The following is a 20,909-nucleotide window of genomic DNA, read 5'->3' as shown; positions in this document are numbered from 1 at the left end:
CCGAGAGTAGCCGCGCTCTCTTCCACCTCATTCGTAGATGCCTTCGACTCGCCAAACACTTCTCTCGTACACCAACAGCAGAGCGCGGTTCTCCTCGAGAAGCACCTGCACACGCGCACCGAGGCTACCCACGACCGGATCCCACCAACGCTCGTCGAGGGACCACGGGCCGGCCCACCCGTGCAAGGTCCACTTCTTGCTACCCCACCGAAGCCCCACGGGTGCCGTGTCGAAACCACCTCGATCGGTGACGTGTACACCGTTACCGCCGCCGTCTTCCAGAGCGACCTCTGGGCGTGTCTGCATTACTGCCGCAGGAGCTGGATGTGGCAACCTGCCCGGCCACGGGGCAGCGGGATCGAGCAGCGGGACCAGTTCATCGCCGAGCGAACGAAGCGTCACTCGCTCCACCGGCCCACGTCCCCCGCTGAGTACCCCTACCTTGACCGCATCACCACCGAGGAGACCTTGTACTCGTACCAGCGCCCGCCGAGCACGCTCGTCCTCGTCACCGACACTTCCCCACAAGCCCAGCTGCAGCTCACCTGCCGCAACGACCTCTACCGGTTCGAGCCTCAGAAGAATGATTCCTGCCGTCGGACGACTCTCGCTGCGCCCGGTCAGCCACCCGTCCAATTGCCACCGCACCCGATCTGCGGTTCCTTCCGGAGTCAGCGGCTCGGCGCACCGCCAGATACGCGACAGATTCTCACCGTTTCCGGTGGATGCATGAACGAGGAGTCGGGTGCAGGCCACAGCCGCCGCGGCAAGCGTGCGGTGTAGCTTTTCGGCCATACCTCGGCCGGCGAACGCAGCGGCGTCGACGCGATCGATGGGAGGGTCGCAGCGGTGTTCCACGTTCAGATCGGGCGGCAACGCACGCGCCGACGGTGGACGCTCCGGCTCACCTCGCGCACTGCGGTGAGCGAGAACCGCATCGGACCCGAAACGGGATGCCACCTCCCCTGGCATGAGCGCCGCGAAATCGCCGATAGTTCGTAAACCCAAGCGACGCAACAGGTCTATCAACTCTCCACGGTCCACTGCGGCAAGGCTCGGCTCCGCTGCAAGCTCGGCAACCGGGAGTGGAGAGAGAAAACGCGCAGCACCGCCCCGAGGGACGACTGCAGCATGACGAGCTGCAATGACGGCCGTCGTCATCTCGTCGGCGATTCCGATCTGGCATTCAACCCCCGCACCCGAAGCCTGATCGATCAATCTTTCGGCAGCCTTGTGCTCCGACCCGAAATATCTGCTCACCCCACGCGCACTCAGAATCAACAAACCCGGACGCAACACCTCCACACCTGGCGCGACAGCATCGATGGCCGCCGCGACCGGCTCGAACAAGCGCCCATCCCTATCCGAATCTGCCGTCGCCACATACACATCCGGACATCGCGCCTGTGCTTCACGACGACGTAAGCCTCGGCGGACCCCTGCCGCCCGTGCCGGTGCCGAGCATGCAATCACCCGATTGGCCGAGGTGACCACCACAGGATGAGTCGCCGGCAGACCGGCCACCGCCGCAGCTGCGACGGCAGGCCAGTCCGGACACCACAGCGCTACGACGCGGCTCATGCCAGGACCGCAAGATCGGTCTCGGTACTTCCGTTGCCTGTCGTACTGTCTACCTGCGCTGCGACCGACCATTCGATACGGCCGCGCTCGAGACGAAGATCGAAGCACGTACTACGCGGCCGCATCGCTTTGCCCTGCGCACGTACCTCCAACTGTAGATTCCGTAAACGCCCACGCCCCGAGCGAACTCCGGTGCCGAATCCGTTGTAGCTGCGCACCTCCGCATCCAAACGTAACTCCACACCGTCCCAGTGACCGTCGGTGACCAGAAGCGTCGCCCCTTTGCTGCGCGCCCGTGCGACAACCGCACGCGCACGCGAGGGAGGCACCGAACGACCGCCGAGACCGAGCACGACGAGATCGAGCCCGTCCAACAGAATTGCCGCTACCTCGACCGGGTCATCCCCCGGATCGGGTACGACGGCCAATCTCCGTAGTTCTGCACCCATCTCGACAGCTGCGAGCAAACCGAACCGCGGTTGCCCCACCACTGCGACATGCCCACCCGACGCGGTGACCGCCGCCACCATGCCGAGCAGCAGCGAACCTGCGCCCGAGACCGCGGCGACGGACCCGCGAGCCAAGCCGCCATAAGGAAGCATGGCCGCCAGTGCAGGAGGGACCGCCAGTACCGCTTTGCTTCGCACAGGGTCACCCCCCCGCGGGGTGGATGTTGCCGGCTCGATGCGGGGCCGGATGACGGGTTCGATAGGTTGCCTGACGGAGCGGGTCTCACCACGTGCTGGAACCGATGCCATGCGTCGCCTCAGATGCTCGACGCGTTCGGACAACGTCATTTCCGTCAAGGACGCTTCGGACTGGGACACCTCGAATGAGGAGTCAGCACTCGAGTCGGTAGCACTCATGGAAGCACCGGCAGAAAAAGTCATGCGCACTCCCCGAAAATTGGCGAAAAAAGTACACTCGAACCAGCTCTCGGGGCAGCGGGGAAGTCTTACCCTTCGAACACATTTTCGAATTCCTATCCAGTAAAGCCGCTGCGGCGATCCACGTCAAGACGGATACGAAAGCCCAGGTGGAGGGGTCGACAACGGACTGCCGACAGTGGTGTCGGCACGGACGTCGATAGTCAACTAACCTGTGATCGTGACCGAGAAGCAGCGCACCGTCAGGGTCGTCGGACCCGACTTCCTACTCGCAGGCAGGTACCGACTCGCGTACAAGCTGGGTGGGGGCGGAATGGGCGCGGTCTGGCTTGCTCAGGACACGCTGCTAGACCGGAAAGTGGCTGTCAAACAAGTCACGTCCACTGCACGCCTCAGTGATCGCGCCGCACGCGAAGTGCGCAATCGAGCCATGCGTGAAGGCAGGATCGCAGCGCGATTGTCGAGTCTGCACGCCATCTCCATGCACGACGTCGCGATCGAAGACGGCGAGCCCTGGCTCGTGATGGAATACATGCCGTCGAGGAGCCTCGCTCAGGCACTCAACACCGCCGAAACACTGCCACCGTACGAAGTTGCGCAGATCGGCGCTCAAGTCGCCGACGCACTCACCGAAGCACACGAGGCAGGTATCGTCCATCGCGACATCAAACCGGGCAACATCCTGATCGCCGATCGTGGACGCACCCTCGGTGTCGTCAAGATCAGCGACTTCGGTATTTCGCGCGCCAAAGGTGATGTCGAGGAATCGGATTCGAGTGTCATCACCGGAACTCCTGCCTATTTCGCTCCAGAAGTGGCCCGGGGACAGGACCCCACCGAAGCAAGTGACGTCTTCTCTCTCGGGGCGACGCTTTATACCGCGATCGAAGGAAAACCGCCGTTCGACATCGACCAGGACTCCATCGCGCTGCTGCATCGCGTCGCCAGGGGCCAGATAATTCCGCCCACTCGATGCGGTGACCTGACCGAGCCACTGCTGCACATGCTCGAACCCGATCCTGCTCGCAGACCGACCATGGCTCAGGCACGCGACGAGATCATTCGACATGCGATCAGCGGCCGAGCAAACATCACCCAATTACGTGGAGTCCCGGTGACATCGGCCAGCGGGGTCGTTCCGGCCTGGGCTCATCGCTCCACCCCGGTATCGGAATCGCGACGCCCTTCGCGAGAATTCGGAAACACGATTGCCGGCCTTCCTGCCGTTCGGTTCAGCGATCGAACCGAAGGTGAGACGCCGACCCCGTACGCTCCACCACCGTTCGATCCTCCACGGAAGAAGAATCCACTCGAGGTGGTACTCGATCGAATAGATCACATAGTCGACGACCGGATCGACGTCCCGCCCGAGGCCGTCCTCGCTGCACTGATCGTCACTGTGGGACTCGTGATCGTGCTGATCATCGCCCTGCTCTGAGAAATGATCAATCGATACGACGCTTGTGAGCCCACCTGGTCAACGCATTGCGATTGGACTGCTGCGTCTTACGTAGCACGTTCGAAGCATGCGTCTCGACGGTCTTCACCGAGATGAACAGGTCCTCGGCGATCTCACGGTAGGTATAACCGCGCGCAAGCAGACGCAGAACTTCGAGTTCACGAGGGGTGAGTGAATCGAGTTCGGGATCGAGTGGCGGTTCGGGGACATTCGACTTACCCGTGAACGAGTCGAGCACGAAGCCTGCGAGACGCGGGGAGAACACGGCGTCCCCACCGGCAACGCGTCGTACCCCGTCGGCGAGTTCGGATCCTGAGATCGTCTTCGTGACGTAACCCCGCGCACCTGCACGGATGACGGCGATGACGTCTTCGGCCGCGTCGGAGACCGACAACGCCAGACAGACGGGACCGGCGGTGATGCGTTCGAGAACGGCGACGCCGCCGCCGTCGGGCATGTGGACGTCGAGCAGCACGACATCGGGCTTCGTCGACTCGATACCGGCAACCGCGTCGGCCACTCCGCCCGCTTCCCCCACGACCTCGATGTCACTTTCGCGACCCAACTCGGTGCGAACTCCGGAACGAAAAACTGCATGATCGTCGACGAGAAAGACACGAAAGGTGTCGGTCACCTGGGTTGCTCCTGCGGTATCGGTTGGCTTGTCGGCTCGGTCCGGTCGTTGTTCGGAGAAGTCGTCGAGGTGTGCTCGCGGGGCATCAAGATCCGAACTTCGGTTCCCTTTCCCACAGTGGAGCGTATCGAGACTTCGCCGCCGCGTCGCTCGATTCTCCCCCGAATCGACTTGGCGAGTCCCTGACGGCCCATCGGTACGAGGTTCTCGTCGAATCCGCTGCCGCGATCACGAACGAACACGGTCACTCGGTGGGGCTCGGTTTCGGCGAACAAGTCGATGTTGATTTCGCCCGAATGTTTCGCCGCATTGACCAGCGCCTCGCGAGTCGCACCGAGCAGCGCGGTGAAATGCTCTCGGGGCAAACCGGAATCGGAATCTTCGAGCTCCAGCTGCACATCGCCGACGGTGATGGGACGCACCGTTACGCCGTACTGGTCCTCGACCTCACCCGAGATCGTCTTCAATGCCTCGGCGAGGCTCGTGTGGTCGGAGTCGCGATCTTCGAACAACCACTTGCGCAGTTCGCGCTCCTGCCCGCGTGCCAATCGCATTACTTCCTGCGGATGATCGGACTGCTTCTGTATCAGCGCCAGCGTCTGCAACACCGAGTCGTGCAGATGAGAAGCGATTTCTTCGCGCTCGTCGTTGCGGATGCGAGCAGACCGCTCGGCGTTCAGCGCCCGCCACATTCGCAGCCAGACCGGAACCGTCAGCAGCGCGGCACCGACCAGCGTGACGATCACTGCCAGCAACGACGAACGCAACGAGGCCAAGTCGACCCGAGCCAAAACGACGACACCGAGTCCGAGGACGATCAGCGTCGCGCCGCCGACCACACGTGCCCAACTGAGCACCGTCGGCTTCTTCGGCATACCGAGAATCGAACGCGGTCCCTCGGAATCGAACTCGCGCCAGACCAGCGCTGCGCCGACAACGACGACCACTATCGGGGCGAGGACCGACGCAGCAGTTCCGTCGAGCAGCCACGCCAACCCGGCAGCCAAACCGAGCCCGATGGCGGCGAGCCCTAGAGCCCGCTGTCGTTCGGCGCTACTCGGACGATCCACGTCCGTTCCGACCGGACTGAAAATCCACAGGAGGCCGTACGCGAGGATTCCCGCCCCCGCCATGATCGCCAGCAATGCAAATGCAACGCGGACTTTGAACACGTCCACACCGAGATGGTCGGCAACGCCGCCGGCAACTCCGCCCACTATGCGTCCACCGCCACGCCGATGGAACTTGGCGGGTTCGTAGCTTCCGGTGGAAGCGAGCGGGTCGACAGGGTGCACGATTCGATCCTGGCACGAAACGACCATCCCGCGCATCAGGGTCTCCCCTGATCTCGATGCAGATTTTTCTATGCAGATTCAGCGCGCCATTCCGGTGCGCGCTCGGTCGTGGCTTCCGCCAGCGCTACCTTCACGCCGTCCGCATCGAAGTCCTTTCCGTACACGGGAGTACCGGGCTGCTGACGCCACGAATCCGCTAGCGTGCCGCCGTCGACAGGGTCGAAGCCCAGCTGATCGACGACGTCGAACACCAAGGCCTTGCCGGGTCCGTCTGCACCGGCAACAGGGAGCGCGATCCGACCGGTTGTACTCTTCGGCTGCCCCTTCTCCAGTAGGTGCTTCCAGTAGATTCCGTTGAACACCTTGACGACATCGGCACCGAGCGAGCCGAGATGTTCTGCTACCCAGACGCTTTCCGGCTTGCCGTTCTCGATGTCGGCGATGAGGCCGTCACGTTGCTGAGGGTAGTAGTTGTTGGTCTCGATGATCGGGGCACCGTCTTTGGCGGCGTCGAGGATGCCTGCAGGCAGGTCGGGAACGTTCTTCTGCGGGATGCTCACGATCACCAGATCGGCATCGAAGGCCGCTTCGGAACTCCACACTGCGTGTGCGCCGGTCTCCGCTGCCAGATCGGACAGGGTCTCAGGGGACCTCGAGTTCGATACCCGTACCTCGTGCCCGAGCGCACTGAGCCGCCGCGTCAGTGTGCCACCGATGAATCCTGCGCCGATGATTCCGATTTTCACCTGAAAAACTCCTTCGTTGTGCGAATGACTTTCTGACAAGCACAACCTCCATCGAAGGCCGATTCATTCCTACCCGACGTGAATATCAGGGCTATCCCTGATGTGCTCGACACAGCAACCCGCCACGATGGTCTACATGAGCAATGCAACCGTCTCCGAGCAGCTCCAACAGATGTGGCGCACCCGCCCCTACCGGTTGCCACAGAGGGGCCATATCGCGGGTGTCGCGGCCGGTATCGGATACCGCTACGGCGTCGACCCTGTTCTCATTCGTGTCGCACTCGTCGTCGGGACGATCTTCGGCGGCGCCGGAATCGTGCTGTACCTCGCCGCATGGTTGCTGTTGAGCAAAGCGGGTGATTCCGCCTCTGCGGCACAATCACTGGTCGGCAAGGGCACCAGCACGAAGACGATCGTTCTGGTAGTTGCGTTGATCATCGCCGTCACGACGATCGGTCCCGCCGGATTCGGTCTCGACGGTTCGGGACTGGTCAGTACGCTCGCCCTCCTCGGCGGCCTGTGGCTTCTGCACCAGCGCCGTCCCGAGCCGCCTGAGTTCCTCCCGGACGGATCCACTGCTTATCCCCCAGGCGGAGCCTCTGCCTACCCACAGTCGAATTTTCCGATCTCCTTCAATACGCCGTACAACTCCTCCGCCCAGCAGAACTACTGGGGAGCAGTGCAGCATCGCCCTGGGCAGCACGACGCCGGTCGAGGCGGGTATACCCCGTACACGACGCTTCCCAAGAGTTATGTCCCCACTCCACCACCGGCGACGGAGGTTGATCTCACCAAATCGACTCTTCCGCAAGATCTCTCCGAGCCACCGACACCCCCTTCGTGGGATCCGCTCGGAGTCGCTCCATTCGCCTGGGACCTCCCCGAACCCGCAGCAGCAACTGCGCCCGAGATCATCGAGAAGAAGAAGCGCTCACGGTGGACATCGAGCTTCATCGGACTCGCTTTGCTGGCCGCAGCTCTTACCGGAGCCATTGCTGCAAGCAGTGAATCGACGTGGCTCACCCCGGCGCGGATCGCCGCAGTCGCCCTCGCGGTGGTCGCGACCGGCTTGATTCTCGGCGCATTCCTGCGAAAGGGTTACGGCCTCCTGATCGTGACCGGCCCGTTGGTGGCATTCGTGGTGTTCGCGTCGATAATCGGACCTATCTCCTTCGACAGCCAGTACGCGGGCCAACAACAATATCGACCGACGACGATGGCAGAACTCCAATCCGAATACACCGTGCAGGGCGGCGATCTCCAACTCGACCTGCGCGGTCTGGACCTCACCGAGGACCGAACGATCTCTGTCGACGTCACGGCAGGGAACGCGAAAGTTTCCGTTCCTGACTGGATGAACATCCGAACCGATTGCACGTCCATTGCGGCCAGCACGAAGTGCGGCCCCACCGGTGTGCAGCAAGGCAACTCGCCCGATAACTCGTCGATCCTGACCATAGAGGGATCAGCGCGGGCCGGCAATTTGGAGGTACTCCGTGGCTGAATCCTGGCAGTACGGCGACAGCGACGACGACACCACCCTGGAGAATCGCGCCCGAACACGGCCGTCCGCTCTGCTTTTCCTCGTCGGACTCGCGGCAGCGATAGTCAGCGTCTGCGCACTTGTCGGCCCAGGCGCCATCGTCTCGCTCGGCAATGTGCAGTTCCGCTGGGTGTTCGTAGTAGCCGCGATCGTGGTGGGGACGGCGCTACTGCTTGCCCCTGGACGAAAAGGTAAGCAGTAGCACCATTTTCACTCCCACTCGATGGTGCCTGGCGGCTTGCTCGTCACATCGAGAACGACTCGGTTGACCTCCGATACCTCGTTGGTCACCCGGGTCGAGATCGTTTCGAGGACCTCGTACGGCAACCGCGTCCAGTCGGCAGTCATTGCGTCTTCGCTCGACACCGGACGAAGAACGATCGGATGGCCGTAGGTACGACCGTCTCCCTGAACACCGACGCTGCGCACGTCAGCGAGCAGCACGACCGGGCACTGCCAGATCTGGTTGTCCAGATCCGCCATCGTCAGTTCCTCGCGCACGATGGAATCGGCATGACGCAGCGTGGCAAGGCGGTCGCGGGTGATTTCACCGACAATGCGAATGGCCAGTCCCGGTCCCGGGAACGGCTGGCGTGCGACGAGATCCTCCGGCAAGCCCAGTTCACGCCCCACCGCTCTGACCTCGTCCTTGAACAGCGCACGAAGCGGTTCGACGAGGGTGAACTGCAGATCGTCGGGAAGACCACCGACATTGTGATGGCTCTTGATGTTCGCGGTTCCGGAACCGCCCCCGGACTCGACGACGTCGGGGTACAAGGTTCCCTGCACGAGGAAGTCGACGCCGCTCCCCTGCTCGGCGTTCTCGCCGAGGACCTCGGACACTGCGCCTTCGAAGCTGCGAATGAACTCGCGGCCGATGATCTTGCGCTTTTCCTCCGGGTCGGACACGCCCTCGAGCTCACCCAGGAAAGTGTCCACGGCATCGACAGTGACGAGCTTGGCGCCGGTAGCAGCAACGAAGTCTTGCTGAACCTGCTCGCGTTCGCCTTCACGCAACAGACCGTGATCGACGAACACACAGGTCAGCCGGTCGCCGATTGCGCGCTGCACCAGCGCTGCTGCCACTGCGGAGTCGACGCCTCCCGACAATCCACAGATAGCGCGACCACTGTCACCGACCTGCTCTCGTACTCGTTCGACGAGCGCGTCGGCGATATTGGCCGCCGTCCAATCGGGCTTGATTCCCGCGGTCTCGTAGAGGAATCGACGAAGGACTTGCTGGCCGTGGGGCGAGTGCATCACCTCGGGGTGGTACTGCACCCCGGCAAGACGCCTCTCCGTGTTTTCGAACGCAGCAACGGGTGCACCGGCACTGGTTGCGGTGACGGTGAATCCGTCGGGTGCCTCGGTGACGGCGTCACCGTGGCTCATCCAGACCGGCTGCGTCGCAGGCAGGCCGTCGTGGAGGACTCCGCCGTCGACGGAGAGTTGAGTGCGTCCGTACTCCCTCGTCCCGGTGTGCGACACCGTGCCACCGAGAGCTTGGGCCATGGCCTGGAATCCGTAGCAGATACCGAAGACCGGCACATCGAGGTCGAAGACCTTGGCGTCGAGAGCCGGTGCATCTTCTGCGTACACGCTCGACGGGCCACCGGACAGCACCAGGGCGATCGGATTCTTCGCGGCGATCTCTTCGACGGTTGCCGTATGTGAGATCACTTCCGAGTACACGTGTGCCTCACGGACTCGACGCGCGATGAGCTGCGCGTATTGAGCACCGAAATCGACGACGAGTACGGGGCGGGGCTGGGCTGGATCAGGCTGCGGCGTGGCGGTCACCCGATCAGCCTAGTGGGAAGGCCCGGGAGAGCGACGCAGCCACTCGACCGGGAACGACGCGACCAAGGATCACGCACCTTCCGACATGGCGGTCTTGGACGATCGAATCTCCACGATCGGCAGACGCAACGCCGCCGGCGCCGATACAGGGACAACTGGGCTGACGGGCGCGATCGGGTCGATCCGTCGGTACGGCTCACCTTGACGTGGACGCAGATCCTGCTCGCCCTTGTTCGGCCACAACGCCGCGGACCGCTCTGCCTGCGCACTGATGGTGAGTGAAGGATTGACTCCGAGATTGGCCGATACGGCCGAGCCGTCGACCACGCTCATCGTCGGGTAGCCGTACACACGCTGGTACGGATCGATGACTCCGTGCTCGGCATCCGAGGCGATCGCGCAGCCGCCGAGGAAATGGGCAGTGAGCGGGATGTTGAACAGCTCACCCCACGTTCCGCCGGCAACGCCGCCGATCTTTTTCGCTACCCGACGCGTCGCATCGTTGCCTTCAGGGATCCACGTCGGATTCGGCTCGCCGTGGCCTTGTCTGCTCGAGACCTTGCGTCCGAACAGACCGCGCTTGGTGAACGTGGTGATCGAGTTGTCGAGGTTCTGCATCACCAAAGCAATGATGGTGCGCTCGCTCCAATTCTTGACGCTGACGATTCGCACGAAGTCGAGAGGATGTGCGAGCGCAGTGAAGAGGAATTTCAGCCACCGCGGGATACGTCCTCCCCCGTCGGTCATCAGGGTCTGCAGCAAGCCCATCGCGTTGGAACCCTTGCCGTATCGCACTGGCTCGATGTGCGTGTTCGGCGACGGGTGGAACGACGACGTAATGGCCACGCCGCGCGTCAGATCCATCGCCGGATCGACCTTCAACTTGGCAGCGCCGACAATGGATTCGGAGTTGGTACGAGTCAACTCACCGAGCGTGCTCGACAGCAATGGCAAAGCGCCGTCGTCCTTCATACGATGCAACAGATTCTGGGTGCCCCAGGTCCCTGCGGCCATGACGACGTGGGCGGCGGTGTACGTCCTGGCACCCTTGCGTATCCACGCTCCGGTCCGCTCGGTGGCAACGTCCCACGTACCGTCCGGAAGCGACCGGAGACCACTCACGGTTGTCATGGGGATGATGTCGGCTCCGGCACGCTCCGCGAGCGCGAGGTAGTTCTTCAGGAGAGTGTTCTTTGCCCCGTGCCTGCACCCGGTCATGCACTCGCCGCACTCGATACAGCCGGTGCGTTCAGGCCCCATGCCTCCGAAGTAGGGATCGGCGACCTTCTTGCCCGCCTCGTCACCGAAGAACACACCGACCGGGGTCTGGATGAACGTCTCGCCTACGCCCATGTCCTCGGCGACGGACTTCATGACCTCGTCTGCAGGTGTCATGTGGGGGTTGCGGACTACCCCGAGCATGCGCGTGGCCTGGTCGTAGAACGGGGTGAGCTCACTGTTCCAGTCGGTGATGTGGGCCCACTGCTTGTCCTTGAAGAACGACTCCGGCGGCTGATAGAGCGTGTTGGCATAGTTGAGCGAACCGCCACCGACACCCGCGCCCGCGAGGATCAGGCAGTCACGCAACAAGTGCACACGCTGAATGCCGTAGCACCCGAGCTTGGGCGCCCACAGAAAACGCTGGAGGTCCCAGCTGGTCTTGGCGAAGTCCTTGTCCTCGTACCGGCGACCGGCTTCGAGAATCCCGACACTGTAGCCCTTCTCCACGAGCCGCAACGCGGTGACGCTGCCACCGAAGCCTGATCCGACGATCACAACGTCGTAATCGGTCTTACGCATCCTTCGACCTCCACCTCGTACGTGCCGCAACCAGCCTTGCGTGCCGAACCCGCCACACCTCGGTGTGATCGAGACCACATAGTAGGTGACAGAAAGCGCGACCTGACCACAGGGCTGTGACAGTTGACACTCGATACTTTAGCTGTAACCGCCGGTATCACCATCTTCGGGGCCGTTCTACCTCGAAAACGGCACGAAAAAGGCGCGCACCCGGTGAACCAGGGTGCGCGCCTCTCGGTAGCGACGAAGATCAGCCTCTGACGTTCAGGCCCACCTTCTGGAACTCCTTCAAATCGGAATAACCCGACTTTGCCATCGAACGACGCAGTCCACCGACAAGATTGATCGAACCGTACGGCTCACTCGAGGGCCCGTGAAGCACCTGGTCGAGGCTTGGGCGCTCTCCTGCCGCAACCGGCAACAGTGCACCGCGAGGCATGGACGGATGCGCGGCCGCCGACGGCCAGTACCAACCCCTACCGGGAGCCTCCGCTGCGGCAGCGAGTGGAGCACCGAGCACCGCGGCATCCGCACCACACGCGATGGCCTTCGCCAACCCACCCGAAGTGGTGATGTCACCGTCGGCGATCACATGGACGTAGCGTCCGCCGGTTTCGTCGAGGTAGTCCCGCCGTGCGGCAGCGGCGTCCGCGATCGCAGTCGCCATCGGCACTCCGATGCCCAGCACCTCACCCGTCGTCGTGCCGCCCTCCACAGAGCCGTACCCGACGATCACGCCCGCCGCACCGGTCCGCATCAGATGCAGCGCAGTGCGATGATCACTGACGCCACCCGCGATCACGGGAACGTCGAGATCTGCAATGAACGTCTTGAGGTTCAATGGTTCGTCGTCGCTGCGCGCGACGTGCTCGGCGGAGATGATAGTCCCCTGAATCACCAGAAGATCGATGCCGGCCGCAACCAGTGCAGGAGTCAAGCTTCTCGCGCTCTGTGGACTCACCCGAACTGCCACCGTCACCCCAGAGGCACGAACCTGCGCGATGGCGGCGGCAAGTAGTTCAGGCTGCAGCGGAGCCGCATGCAGCTTCTGCAGAAACGCTACCGGCGCATCGGCGTCGAAATCACTTCCGGCGATCGCAACCAACTCATCGATCTTCGCTTGAACATCGGTGTGCCGAGCCCACAATCCTTCGCCGTTGATGACTCCGAGCCCACCCTGCTTACCGAGTTCGATAGCGAATTCAGGTGACACCAAAGCATCGGTGGGGTGAGCCAATACCGGAATGTCGAAGCGGTATGCATCGAGCTGCCAGGCCGTCGAGACCTCCTTCGACGACCGTGTACGCCGGGACGGCACAATGTCGACGTCCTCGAGCTGGTAGGTGCGCCGGGCTTCTCTGCCCATGCCGATTTCAACGAGGTCGCGCACGGGTGCGCCCCTTTCTCGTAAGTTACAGGTGAAGTGCTTCAGCACGCCGGATCGGCGCGGCGCATCACCGAGAGGTGTAGTTGGGAGCTTCCGCAGTCATCGTGACGTCGTGCGGATGGCTTTCCTTCAGGCCCGCAGCGGTGATCTGTACGAACTGCGCGTTCTGCAATTCCTCGATGGAGTTGGACCCGGTGTACCCCATGGCTGCACGCAAACCACCGGTGAGCTGATGAATTACCTGAGACAACGGCCCTCGGTACGGCACGCGCCCCTCGATACCCTCCGGAACAAGCTTGTCCTCGGCCAGCACATCGTCCTGGAAGTAGCGATCCTTGGAGAACGACTTGGCAGCACCACGGCCCTGCATTGCCCCGAGCGAACCCATCCCACGGTAACTCTTGAACTGCTTGCCGTTGACCAGAATCAGCTCACCGGGCGACTCGGCGGTACCTGCCAGAAGTGATCCGAGCATCGCGGTCGACGCGCCTGCTGCAAGGGCCTTGGCGATGTCGCCGGAAAACTGAAGTCCGCCATCGGCGATCACGGGAACGCCGTGCGGTTTACAGACTGCAACGGCTTCGAGGATTGCCGTGATCTGAGGCGCGCCCACACCCGCAACGACGCGAGTGGTGCAGATCGATCCGGGTCCGACCCCGACCTTCACCGCATCCGCTCCGGCTTCGACCAAGGCCAACGCACCAGCGCGAGTGGCAATGTTGCCGCCGACGATCTGAACGCGTTCGCCGACCTCGGCTTTGAGCTTGCTGACCATCTCGAGGACCTGCGAGTTGTGGCCGTGTGCGGTATCGACGATGAGTACGTCCACACCGGCGTCGGACAGCGCCATCGAGCGCGCCCATGCATCCTCACCGACACCGACCGCGGCACCGACGAGCAAGCGACCGTCGCGATCCTTGGTGGCGAACGGATGCTGCTCCGTCTTGACGAAATCCTTGACCGTGATCAAACCGGTCAGTGCACCCTGCCCGTCGACGATCGGCAACTTCTCGATCTTGTGACGTCGAAGGAGCCCCAGCGCTGCGTCCGCCGTCACACCCTCACGGGCGGTGATCAGAGGTGCTTTCGTCATGACCTCGTCGACTCGGCGATTCTGGTCGACCTCGAAACGCATGTCGCGGTTGGTGATGATGCCGACCAGGGCACCGGTCTCATCGGTCACCGGCAGGCCGGAGATACGGAACCGAGCACACATCGCATCGACTTCGGCGAGAGTGTCGGTGGGCTTGCATGTCACCGGATCGGTCACCATGCCTGCCTCGGACCGCTTGACCGTTTCCACCTGCGCAGCTTGATCCAGCAGCGACAAGTTGCGGTGCAGCACGCCCATTCCACCTGCGCGCGCCATGGCGATGGCCATGCGCGCCTCGGTGACGGTGTCCATCGCCGAGCTGACGAGGGGAACTCGAAGTCTGATGTCGCGGGTTATCTGACTCGACGTGTCCACTGCGCTCGGAATCAGATCTGACGCAGCGGGCAGCAGTAGGACGTCATCGAAGGTGAGACCGAGCATGGCGACCTTGTTGGGATCGTCGCCACCGGTACGGACATGGGCTCCTGGACTACTCATGTGGATCTGGCCCTCCCTAGAGCCTGGGTGCGCATCGAGCCGCGTCGAGGAGACGCGATGCGCGAGGTGCGTGTGGAAAGAAAACGGATGGAGTACATGTTGCGTGCGCGCGCTCGGCCGCGGCGCCTTGTGCCATGGTATCGGCTCCACACCGCCAGCGTGAACGCGCACTGTGAAGCCACCCCAGACGCTCTGTGAGTCGGGCCGGAACCGGCGAAATCAGACGAATCGAGCATGTTTGTCGGCAACTCGAACGTGAACGGCTGGCGCATACCCACCAGTCCTGCGTACCGTGGAGGCGTGCGCGATCAATTGCCTCCAGGTTTACCTCCGGATCCGTTCGCCGGTGACCCCGCCGACCCATCGGCCGCCCTCGACGATATCGAGCCGGGACAGCCGTTGGATCCTCAGGAGCGGTTAGCCGTCGAGGAGGATCTGGCTGATCTGGCCGTCTACGAAGCACTTCTCGGCCACCGCGGTATTCGTGGTCTCGTCGTGTGCTGCGAAGACTGTCAGCAAGACCATTACCACGACTGGGACATGCTTCGAGCGAACCTGCTCCAACTGCTGGTCGACGGTACGGTCCGCCCTCATGAGCCCGCATACGACCCGGTACCGGACGCGTATGTGACGTGGGACTACTGCCGTGGCTTCGCAGATGCCTCGATGAACGATGCCCTACACAGCGACGGGTTCGACAGCTGACCTCCACGTAAATCTGAGCTCGTCCCCACGACAACCGAGACAGGCCCGACACGAGAACTTCGTGCCGGGCCTGTCTTGTCGTGTCCGTCTTCTCGGACGTGTCTTCGCTTGGGCCTAACTGCCGTCGAGTGTCTCCGCGCGCGGCTGCGACGTGCCTTCCCCACCGTTCGACCCACTGGCAGCTGCCGTGGTGGGACTCGGTTCCTTGACGACCGTCGGGGACGGCGGCGCGGTCTCGGTGACGGGCGGTGCAGATGTCGCCGGTGATCCGGTCTGGGTAGCCACCGGTGGCGGCACCTCGACCGGTGACGTCTGCACCGGCGGAAGCGGCAACTCCTGCGTCGGCACCTGCATCGGCGGGATGTCGGACGGAACATTCTCCGGCAGCGGCAAGATCGAATCCGTCGCGGGTGGTACAAACGGCGGAAGAGCAGGAAGCGTAGGGATCAACGCTTGCAGTTGATCCATCAGACGGTGCAGCCACATTTCGAGATCGGATCGTTGGGCTTGGTCGGTGACCGAATCCGTTGTCGAAGTCGCTCCGTTCAGCAGAGTGCGAGCGCCCTCGACATCACCGGCGGCTATCAACTGCTCAGCCTGCTCCAACTTGGACGTCGTATCGATTTGCGCCACTGTCGAATCCGCCTGCTGAGCGAACACCACCGACTTGACGCTCCACAACGGATCACCCGGCGCGGAGTTGTACGAGAAAACGACCAACCCGCCCATTACGACGGCGATAGCTGCGGCAGCACCGGCAACCGGACGTAGGAAACTGGATCGACCCCGACGGGAGTTTCTCCGAGACAGATCCGCAGCAGCGATCTCCTGCTCGACAGCAACCACGACCTCGTCGACGCTTGGGTTGCTGGGCAGCGCAGGCGAGTTGACCTCGGCTCTCCAACCGGCCAACAGCAACGCGAGGCGGTACTCGTCTGCACTGTCCGTGGAGACCGGGCCATCACTCCGAAGTGCCTCGATGAACTGGTCGTCACGACGCACTGCAGCGATGTCGACGGGACCCGCATCGGAGTATGGGTCATTTCCGGGCGATGGGGACGACGACCCGTCGGGTCGACCGATACGGGGAATGCCATCACGGCCGTTGTTCCTAGCCATACATTTCACCCGCTTTCACAACTTCGTTCTTCAACTTCGCGAGGGCTCGATGTTGAGCCACGCGGACAGCGCCTGCAGTACTCCCGACTGCTGCCGCAGTTTCCTCTGCCGACAATCCGACGACAAGGCGAAGCACGAGAATCTCGCGATGCTTCGCCGGGAGGGTTCCCAGCAGTGCAGTCATCTGTCGGCTCGACTCGGATTCCAGAGCGCGCTGCTCGGGTCCGTGTTCAGTGGAGACGACATCTGGTACTTCGGCGGCTGGGTCCGATTTGTTACGTGACGCGCTTCGGTGTGCATCTGCAACCTTGTGAGCGGCAATGCCGTACACAAAGGCCATGAACGGTCTGCCCTGATCCTGATAGCGAGGCAAGGCGGTCATGACTGCCAAGCAGACCTCCTGCGCTACATCGTCTGCCGAGAGTTGACCACGCTCGGCGGACCCCACTCGGGCGCGGCAATACCGCACGACCAGTGGACGAATGATTTCCAATACCCGGGAGAGCGCAGCTCTTTCGCCCTGCGCAGCAGCAACGACGAAGGAGTCCAACTCCTCACCCGTGTTGTTCATCGCTCAAGGATTCCCCGCGTTACAGTGACGCCGCCCGGATCGACTGGCGCTTCCACCCGCAGGTGGAACCTAGTAAGGATAGCTACCCTCCCCGTTCATAATCGAACCGCTCGGTCCGTGATGTCACACAGCGATAACGTCGCCACCCCGTCGGCCGAGAAGTGCAGCACTCTCGGCGACGACCTTCTTTGCGGCGTTCCCCTCGCCGATGCCGTCCAACAGCATGGCACTCGCCCACCGCAATGGTAGAAGTCCGAGCTCCGAACAGGCATCGAGCACCGAGTAGGCCAGCGCGCGCGCACCGTCGAGGTCCCCCACCGAGCTGTACGCGGCGGCGACTATCAGCTCGGTTTTCACTCGGTGCCGTAACGAAACGATATCGGTCGCACGTTCGCGTGCATCGATTGCGTGTCGCACAGCCGCAGAGCCGTCGCCCGAGAACATCGCCAGCTCTGCCGCGACCCATCGAAGTCTCAGCTGTGGTCGCCACAGATCCCAGCTCGAGTACTGCGCGAGCGTATTACTACATCTGTCGAGAAATGCCGAGGACAAGGCGAATCGCCCCGAACCCAGTGCATCGGCGGCCAGCCCGGTGAGCGCATCGCATCGGGCCTCGAGCAGCAATGGGCACTCGACTCCGCCGGCCACGCCCACTCGCGCGATGGCGAACCCGTCGAATCGCGTCGCAGTACGGTGATCACCGATCTGTCTCGACCACGACCCGCGTGTCGACCCAGCAAGCGAGAGCACGGTGCGCCCCGTCGGGAGCGCGTTCTCGAGCGAGTCCAGTTCGGCGCGACCCAGCGCGTACCGCCCCTGTCCCCCCAGCGCGATCGCTCGAAGCCACGCCGAAGTCGGGTCGTGCGCCGACGGGAGCGGCCACAAACCAGGATTCGCCCCGAACGCGGCACCCCGTAAAATGTCGACCGCCGTCGGGACACGTTCTGTATCGGCCAGGTGCACCGAGCAAGAGTACCTTCGGGCGAAACCCGGGCTCGAAGGCTTGATACCGCCGAGCACAAGGGAATGTGGTTTTTGTTCCGGCCAGCTCGACCATTTCCTTGTTTCGCAAACTGAATTCGAACTTTTCCGCGATTTGTTTCACAGAATTAATAATTCATTCTGCGATGAATGCGTGAGCAATGCAGACCGTGTGTGAACAGAAGGTTGAACGGTACGTGCTGGATATGGACGAGACCATCGCTTTCTCTACCTTCGTTTCGAACTCGACTGACCCCCGAATCGTTCACGCGCGCAGATTTGCGAGGGACTCTCACGCTTGTGTAACGCAGCCTCAGCCGCTCTAACTGCAAGGATGCTGGAATTCTCCGGTCAGTTCTCACTACTGATCCCGTGGCGGCCCACCGGGGTGCACGACCCTGCATTGCATGGCGAGGGTGGAGACACACCCGTCGACGCTGCAGCACGGCAGCTTCTTCGACCGTTCCGCCATGCACGAGATTGTTCCGAAGTAAATAACCAACAAGTAAAAGTTTTGTGATTGCCTATGCACATCGACACGATGAGAAACTATTGACTCGTTTTCCTCTACTCACATAACGTTGTGGATGTTCCGACAAAGTCGGTGCACGCGTACCGACCCGAACTTCAATCATGCTCAGTTCATCTCGCGGGCCTTGTAAAGAAAAGTTCACGTCGACACCGATGCCAGCCCCGCTTGCCGCTCTTCCCACACTCGCCGACTTCACAAAGGACGCGAGCCGCACCCTAGGAGTAGCCATGCCACAGCCGAACCACCTCCCTGGGCCCAATGCCGACATCTGGGACTGGCAAATGCACGGCCTCTGCCGTGGAGTCGATTCGTCGATGTTCTTCCACCCGGATGGGGAGCGAGGACGCGCTCGCGCTCAGCGAGAGATGCGCGCCAAGGAAATGTGCCGCGGTTGCCCAGTACTCGCACAATGTCGTACACATGCGCTCAGCGTTTCCGAACCATACGGAATCTGGGGAGGAATGTCGGAGAACGAGCGGGACATCCACGTCCGACACACCCGCCGTCGAATCGCTGTGTAGCCGGAGAGCTTGCGACGAAGCGCAACAAGAACGCGATGGACCCCCTCTATTTCGGAGGGGGTCCATCGCGTTTGTTCGTACAGCGTGTCGATCAGTGGTTGTGGCCGTGCCCGCCCGCAGGCTCCTCGTAGTCGACCGGCTTCTCGACGATCGCGCTTTCGGTCGTCAGAATCATCCGTGCGACCGAGGCAGCATTGACGACTGCCGAGCGAGTCACCTTGACCGGGTCCACCACGCCGTCGGCGAGTAGATCTCCGTAGGTCAGAGTCGCGGCGTTGAAGCCGTGGCCCTTGGGGAGTTCGGCGACCTTGCTGATCACGACGGAACCGTCGACACCAGCGTTGGCTGCGATCCAGAACAGCGGCGCATTCAGGGCCGTACGCATGACTGCGACACCGGTAGCCTCGTCACCCGTCAGTCCGAGATTGTCCACGAGTGAAAGAGCAGCCTGCGTCAGCGCCGACCCTCCACCGGGAACAATGCCTTCTTCGACCGCAGCCTTGGCCGCATTGACCGCGTCGTCGACGCGGAACTTGCGTTCCTTGAGCTCGGTCTCGGTTGCTGCGCCCACCTTGATGACCGCGATGCCACCGGACAGCTTCGCGAGGCGCTCCTCGAGCTTCTCCCGATCCCAGTCCGAGTCGGTGTTCTCGATCTCGCGACGCAACTGTCCGACACGTGCATCGATGTCGACTTGAGTGCCCGCTCCGTCGACGATCGTGGTGTCGTCCTTGGTGACGACGACGCGACGCGCCTGACCGAGAAGCTCGAGTCCTGCTTCCTTGAGACTGAGGCCGACATCGGCTGTGATGACCTGTGCTGCCGTCACCACTGCCAAGTCGTCGAGGAACGCCTTGCGACGATCGCCGAAGAACGGTGCCTTGACGGCAACGGCCTTGATGGTCTTGCGGATGGAGTTCACCACGAGTGTCGAGAGAACTTCACCCTCGATGTCCTCGGCGATGATCAGCAGTGGCTTGCCACTCTCGGCGACCTTTTCCAGCAACGGAAGGAAGTCGGGAAGGGAGGTGATCTTCTCGCGGAAGAGCAGAATGTAAGCGTCCTCGAGAACAGCCTGCTGTGCATCGAGATCGGTCACGAAGTACGGCGACAGGTAGCCCTTGTCGAACTGCACACCTTCGGTGACCGTCAGTTCGGTGCTCAGAGTCGAGGACTCTTCCACCGTCACCACGCCGTCGGAGCCGACACGGGTGAGTGCCTCGCCGACCAGTTCGCCGATCTCGGGGTCGCGTGAAGACACTGTCGCAACCTGGGCGATGGCCTCTTTGCCCTCGACCGGAGTAGCGGCAGCGCGGAGCGCCTCGGCAACCTTGTCTGCAGCCTTGGCGATTCCCGATCCGAGTGCTATCGGGTTCGCGCCGGCGGCGATGTTCTTGAGTCCGCCGCGAACGAGTGCCTGTGCAAGCACTGTTGCGGTGGTGGTTCCGTCGCCTGCGACGTCATTGGTCTTGGTCGCGACGCTCTTGACGAGCTGGGCACCCAAGTTCTCGAACGGGTCTTCGAGGTCGATCTCACGGGCGATCGAGACACCGTCATTGGTGACCGTTGGGCCACCGAAAGCCTTGGCCAGCACAACGTGCCGTCCACGGGGTCCGAGCGTCACCTTGACCGCGTCGGCGAGTTTGTCGACTCCACGCTCGAGGGCGCGGCGAGCTTCCTCGTTGAATCGGATTTGCTTTGCCATGTTTTCGGTGTTTCTCCTTCGAGTCGGGACTCGATCGAACGCACTCCGCCCC

Annotated in this window: 18 protein-coding genes; 5 read left to right on the top strand and 13 right to left on the bottom strand. The window is 62.5% G+C overall.

Features of this window, described 5'->3' with window-relative positions; translation table 11 throughout:
• Positions 1-27: 27 nt before the first annotated feature.
• On the bottom strand, positions 28-1,581 hold the full coding sequence (locus tag O1W68_RS09495) for a DNA polymerase Y family protein (protein ID WP_269303049.1): 1,554 nt from the start codon (positions 1,579-1,581) through the stop codon (positions 28-30).
• Positions 1,578-2,447 (bottom strand): hypothetical protein, encoded by an 870-nt coding sequence (locus O1W68_RS09490; RefSeq protein WP_269303047.1) that lies wholly within the window; start codon positions 2,445-2,447, stop codon positions 1,578-1,580. Before O1W68_RS09490 ends, O1W68_RS09495 begins: the two co-directional genes overlap by 4 nt.
• Before the next feature lie 241 nt (positions 2,448-2,688).
• On the opposite strand from O1W68_RS09490, the gene O1W68_RS09485 reads away from it, so the two are divergent.
• A complete protein-coding gene (locus O1W68_RS09485; RefSeq protein WP_269303045.1) occupies positions 2,689-3,906 on the top strand; it encodes a serine/threonine-protein kinase in 1,218 nt (405 codons plus the stop codon).
• Positions 3,907-3,913: 7 nt separating this feature from the next.
• Here the strand turns inward: O1W68_RS09485 and O1W68_RS09480 are convergent, their stop codons facing one another.
• The 3 genes from O1W68_RS09480 to O1W68_RS09470 all read right to left on the bottom strand — a co-directional run bounded on the left by O1W68_RS09480 (position 3,914) and on the right by O1W68_RS09470 (position 6,641).
• Positions 3,914-4,561 (bottom strand): response regulator, encoded by a 648-nt coding sequence (locus O1W68_RS09480; protein WP_269303043.1) that lies wholly within the window; start codon positions 4,559-4,561, stop codon positions 3,914-3,916.
• Positions 4,558-5,856: an ATP-binding protein gene (locus tag O1W68_RS09475; RefSeq protein WP_269303041.1), complete on the bottom strand. Its 1,299-nt coding sequence runs from the start codon at positions 5,854-5,856 to the stop codon at positions 4,558-4,560. The genes O1W68_RS09480 and O1W68_RS09475 overlap by 4 nt, the downstream gene beginning before the upstream one ends.
• Positions 5,857-5,924: 68 nt before the next feature.
• Complete coding sequence (locus O1W68_RS09470; RefSeq protein ID WP_269303039.1) at positions 5,925-6,641, bottom strand: NADPH-dependent F420 reductase; 717 nt, start codon at positions 6,639-6,641, stop codon at positions 5,925-5,927.
• A 97-nt stretch (positions 6,642-6,738) separates the two neighbouring features.
• Here O1W68_RS09470 and O1W68_RS09465 point away from each other — a divergent pair, with 97 nt between their 5' ends.
• Together O1W68_RS09465 and O1W68_RS09460 are read left to right on the top strand one after the other, a co-directional pair.
• Positions 6,739-8,106, top strand: coding sequence for a PspC domain-containing protein (locus O1W68_RS09465; protein WP_269303037.1), 1,368 nt, complete (start codon positions 6,739-6,741; stop codon positions 8,104-8,106).
• Positions 8,099-8,347 (top strand): hypothetical protein, encoded by a 249-nt coding sequence (locus O1W68_RS09460; RefSeq protein ID WP_269303035.1) that lies wholly within the window; start codon positions 8,099-8,101, stop codon positions 8,345-8,347. The genes O1W68_RS09465 and O1W68_RS09460 overlap by 8 nt, the downstream gene beginning before the upstream one ends.
• Positions 8,348-8,355: 8 nt before the next feature.
• On the opposite strand, the gene guaA is transcribed toward O1W68_RS09460, so the two are convergent.
• The 4 genes from guaA to guaB all read right to left on the bottom strand — a co-directional run bounded on the left by guaA (position 8,356) and on the right by guaB (position 14,723).
• Positions 8,356-9,945: a glutamine-hydrolyzing GMP synthase gene (gene guaA, locus O1W68_RS09455; protein WP_269303034.1), complete on the bottom strand. Its 1,590-nt coding sequence runs from the start codon at positions 9,943-9,945 to the stop codon at positions 8,356-8,358.
• A 69-nt stretch (positions 9,946-10,014) separates the two neighbouring features.
• Positions 10,015-11,745, bottom strand: coding sequence for a GMC oxidoreductase (locus O1W68_RS09450; protein ID WP_269303032.1), 1,731 nt, complete (start codon positions 11,743-11,745; stop codon positions 10,015-10,017).
• A 250-nt stretch (positions 11,746-11,995) separates the two neighbouring features.
• On the bottom strand, positions 11,996-13,135 hold the full coding sequence (locus O1W68_RS09445) for a GuaB3 family IMP dehydrogenase-related protein (RefSeq protein ID WP_269303030.1): 1,140 nt from the start codon (positions 13,133-13,135) through the stop codon (positions 11,996-11,998).
• Positions 13,136-13,199: 64 nt separating this feature from the next.
• Positions 13,200-14,723 carry an IMP dehydrogenase gene (gene guaB / locus O1W68_RS09440; RefSeq protein ID WP_269303029.1) on the bottom strand — a complete coding sequence of 508 codons (1,524 nt, stop codon included), beginning with the start codon at positions 14,721-14,723 and terminating at the stop codon, positions 13,200-13,202.
• A gap of 300 nt (positions 14,724-15,023) precedes the next feature.
• Here guaB and O1W68_RS09435 point away from each other — a divergent pair, with 300 nt between their 5' ends.
• Complete coding sequence (locus O1W68_RS09435) at positions 15,024-15,428, top strand: DUF5319 domain-containing protein (RefSeq protein WP_269303026.1); 405 nt, start codon at positions 15,024-15,026, stop codon at positions 15,426-15,428.
• Between the two features lie 114 nt (positions 15,429-15,542).
• Here O1W68_RS09435 and O1W68_RS09430 read toward each other — a convergent pair whose 3' ends face one another.
• From O1W68_RS09430 to O1W68_RS09420, 3 genes are all read right to left on the bottom strand, one after another.
• Entirely contained in the window at positions 15,543-16,547 is a 1,005-nt protein-coding gene (locus O1W68_RS09430) for an anti-sigma-D factor RsdA (protein WP_269303024.1), read from the bottom strand.
• Entirely contained in the window at positions 16,540-17,118 is a 579-nt protein-coding gene (locus tag O1W68_RS09425; RefSeq protein ID WP_084348435.1) for a sigma-70 family RNA polymerase sigma factor, read from the bottom strand. The genes O1W68_RS09430 and O1W68_RS09425 overlap by 8 nt, the downstream gene beginning before the upstream one ends.
• Before the next feature lie 123 nt (positions 17,119-17,241).
• A complete protein-coding gene (locus O1W68_RS09420) occupies positions 17,242-18,081 on the bottom strand; it encodes a hypothetical protein (protein ID WP_269303022.1) in 840 nt (279 codons plus the stop codon).
• 777 nt (positions 18,082-18,858) lie between these two features.
• Between O1W68_RS09420 and O1W68_RS09415 the strand changes: the two genes are divergently transcribed.
• The gene (locus O1W68_RS09415; RefSeq protein ID WP_269303020.1) at positions 18,859-19,152 is read left to right on the top strand and encodes a WhiB family transcriptional regulator; all 294 of its coding nucleotides are present in this window, start codon (positions 18,859-18,861) and stop codon (positions 19,150-19,152) included.
• 91 nt (positions 19,153-19,243) lie between these two features.
• Here O1W68_RS09415 and groL read toward each other — a convergent pair whose 3' ends face one another.
• Positions 19,244-20,857, bottom strand: coding sequence for a chaperonin GroEL (groL, locus tag O1W68_RS09410; protein WP_269303018.1), 1,614 nt, complete (start codon positions 20,855-20,857; stop codon positions 19,244-19,246).
• Positions 20,858-20,909 lie beyond the last annotated feature (52 nt).

Source organism: Rhodococcus sp. H36-A4, from assembly GCF_027158005.1.
GTDB lineage: Bacteria > Actinomycetota > Actinomycetes > Mycobacteriales > Mycobacteriaceae > Rhodococcoides.
This window is presented reverse-complemented; position numbering and strand designations above follow the sequence as displayed.

What these genes read in the sequence shown, in the direction of transcription:
- O1W68_RS09425 (WP_084348435.1), bottom strand. Translation starts at nt 17,118, where the DNA reads ATGAACAACACGGGTGAGGAGTTGGACTCCTTCGTCGTTGCTGCTGCG.
- O1W68_RS09465 (WP_269303037.1), top strand. Translation starts at nt 6,739, where the DNA reads ATGAGCAATGCAACCGTCTCCGAGCAGCTCCAACAGATGTGGCGCACC.
- O1W68_RS09430 (WP_269303024.1), bottom strand. Translation starts at nt 16,547, where the DNA reads ATGGCTAGGAACAACGGCCGTGATGGCATTCCCCGTATCGGTCGACCC.
- O1W68_RS09450 (WP_269303032.1), bottom strand. Translation starts at nt 11,745, where the DNA reads ATGCGTAAGACCGATTACGACGTTGTGATCGTCGGATCAGGCTTCGGT.
- O1W68_RS09490 (WP_269303047.1), bottom strand. Translation starts at nt 2,447, where the DNA reads ATGAGTGCTACCGACTCGAGTGCTGACTCCTCATTCGAGGTGTCCCAG.
- O1W68_RS09495 (WP_269303049.1), bottom strand. Translation starts at nt 1,581, where the DNA reads ATGAGCCGCGTCGTAGCGCTGTGGTGTCCGGACTGGCCTGCCGTCGCA.
- O1W68_RS09415 (WP_269303020.1), top strand. Translation starts at nt 18,859, where the DNA reads ATGCCACAGCCGAACCACCTCCCTGGGCCCAATGCCGACATCTGGGAC.
- groL (WP_269303018.1), bottom strand. Translation starts at nt 20,857, where the DNA reads ATGGCAAAGCAAATCCGATTCAACGAGGAAGCTCGCCGCGCCCTCGAG.
- guaB (WP_269303029.1), bottom strand. Translation starts at nt 14,723, where the DNA reads ATGAGTAGTCCAGGAGCCCATGTCCGTACCGGTGGCGACGATCCCAAC.